Origin of the sequence: Youngiibacter fragilis 232.1, from assembly GCF_000495435.3 — a bacterium.
GTDB classification, from domain to species: domain Bacteria; phylum Bacillota; class Clostridia; order Clostridiales; family Clostridiaceae; genus Youngiibacter; species Youngiibacter fragilis.
Window position 1 is genome coordinate 1 of the sequence record NZ_AXUN02000129.1, and the last position, 2379, is coordinate 2379.

Here is a 2379-nt window from a genome sequence, read left to right on the forward strand (position 1 = left end):
CACTATTAATTTATACTTATTGTACCATTTCCGATAAAAGTTATGTAATCGGTATCTGACTAACAGCATCAATATCAGAATGAAAAAAAAGAGGGCAAATGCCCTCAAAAGTATGCGGTAATATCAATTCAATTATTGGCTATCTTCTGACTATGACTGTGGTTCCCATTCCTCCGCCTATGCAGAGTGTTGCAAGTCCCAGACTTGCATCCCTCTTNNGTGACAAGTATCCTTGCTCCTGAGGCTCCGACTGGATGCCCGAGCGAGATTGCTCCGCCGTTGACGTTGACCTTGTCCTTGTTCCATTTGAGCTCCTTGCCTACAGCCAGTGACTGTGCCGCAAAGGCCTCGTTGGCCTCGATAAGGTCCATGTCGTCTATGGTGAGTCCGGCCTTTTCAAGAGCCTTCCTTGATGAAGGAACAGGCCCTATTCCCATTATTGACGGATCGACTCCTGCGCTGGCAAAGGAGACTATGGTAGCCAGCGGGGTGATCCCAAGCTCTTCAGCCTTCTCCCTGGACATAAGGACAAGGGCTGCAGCCCCGTCGTTTATTCCTGATGCGTTTGCGGCTGTTACCGTGCCAGCCTTCTTGAATGCGGGCTTTAACTTTGACAATCCTTCCACGGTGACTCCCTTCTTGGGGAACTCATCGGTGTCGACAACCTTGGGATCTCCCTTTCTCTGGGGGATAAGTACAGGGACTATCTCATCCTTGAACCTGCCTTCTTCAATTGCCTTTTCAGCCTTGTTCTGGCTCCATGCGGCAAATTCATCCTGCTCCTCGCGGGAAATCGAATACTTTTCAGCAAGGTTCTCGGCAGTCACTCCCATATGATAGTTGTTGAAGACATCGGTCAGGGCATCCCTTATCAGGGAATCCACAGCCTTGTCGTCTCCCATCCTCATTCCGAATCTTGCTGAGGGAAGAAGGTAAGGGGACATGCTCATGTTTTCGGTTCCCCCGACCACAACGATGTCATTTTCACCTGTCATTATCGTCTGGGCTCCCATTGCAACAGTCTTCAGTCCAGAACCGCAGAGCATGTTGACTGTAACTGCAGGTACCTCCTGCGGAATGCCTGCCTTCATCGCTGCCTGCCTTGCCACACCCTGACCAAGACCAGCCTGGAGTATGCACCCAAAATAGACATCCTGCACCTGGTCAGGGGTTATCCCTGCCCTTGAAACCGCCTCCTTGACTGCTGCCGCTGCCAGGTCAACCGCTGATACATCCTTGAACTGGCCGCCGAAGCTTCCGATTGCAGTCCTTACACCGCTTGCTATGACTACTTCTTTCATCTCTACCTCCTGAATTTGATTTTTATTGGTATGCTCTATATAGCAATTTCCATGCCAACCGTGTATACGACTACAAAAATATGAAAGTTTTTTCATGTATTTATTTCAAAACCTTTACATCTGACTTTTTTTTGAATATAGTCAATTTAGATACTATTTCGAAAGGGGTGAAGAAAGTCAGGTCACGGAATTCCGTAACCTGATGAAGGTATGAAAGTATTCGTTGTTGGAGCAGGAACCATGGGATCCGGCATTGCACAGGCATTTGCACAGGGCGGCTGGGAAGTAGGCATGTATGATGTCGCAGAAGGATTCGCCAGGAAGAGTCTTTCGGGAATGCTTGGAAGGCTTGCCAAGCAGGTTGAAAAGGGAAAGCTGTCACAGGAAGAGTGCGACAGGATCTCTGGAAGCCTTAAGGTTTACGAAGATCTCGCAGGCGCTTCTGACTGCGACCTGGTACTCGAGGCAGTTGTTGAAAGGATGGAGGTCAAAAAGTCCCTATTCAAGGAACTGGATTCTATCTGTGCAGATACAGCCATTTTCGCTTCAAATACCTCATCCCTGTCCATAACTGAAATGGCTTCAGCTACAAAAAATCCAGGAAGAGTCATCGGAATGCACTTCTTCAATCCGGCTCCTGTAATGAAGCTTGTTGAAATCATCAGAGGTCAGCTTGCTGATGAGGAGACCTTCAAGCGTGCGGTCGAATATGCAAAGACTATAGGCAAAGACCCTGTAGAAGTTACTGAAGGACCAGGTTTCGTTGTCAACAGGATACTCATCCCGATGATAAATGAGGCGATAGGAGTCCTTGCAGACGGTTTTGCATCCGCTGAAGACATAGACAAGGCAATGAAGCTTGGCGCTAATCATCCGATGGGACCCCTGGCGCTTTCAGACCTTATTGGAAACGACATAACCCTTGCGATAATGGAAGTCCTTCATAAGGAAATGGGTACTGACAAATATGCCCCGCATCCTCTCCTTAGAAAGATGGTAAGGGCAGGACTGCTCGGAAAGAAGACAGGAAGGGGATTCTACCAGTATTGACATTTATGGTGCTGTTGCAAAATAGCGC

The 2379-nt window shown here is 48.2% G+C and carries 1 protein-coding gene and 1 pseudogene; one reads left to right on the forward strand and one right to left on the reverse strand.

The genetic code is table 11. The features are described 5' to 3' along the window. Nucleotides 1–219: 219 nt before the first annotated feature. A pseudogene (locus tag T472_RS06635) lies at nucleotides 220–1301 on the reverse strand (acetyl-CoA C-acetyltransferase); the annotation flags it as partial. Between the two features lie 210 nt (nucleotides 1302–1511). Here T472_RS06635 and T472_RS06640 point away from each other — a divergent pair. Further along, complete coding sequence (locus T472_RS06640) at nucleotides 1512–2351, forward strand: 3-hydroxybutyryl-CoA dehydrogenase (RefSeq protein WP_023387783.1); 840 nt, start codon at nucleotides 1512–1514, stop codon at nucleotides 2349–2351. The last annotated feature ends 28 nt before the right edge of the window (nucleotides 2352–2379 follow it).

What these genes read in the sequence shown, in the direction of transcription:
- T472_RS06640 (WP_023387783.1), top strand. Translation starts at nt 1,512, where the DNA reads ATGAAAGTATTCGTTGTTGGAGCAGGAACCATGGGATCCGGCATTGCA.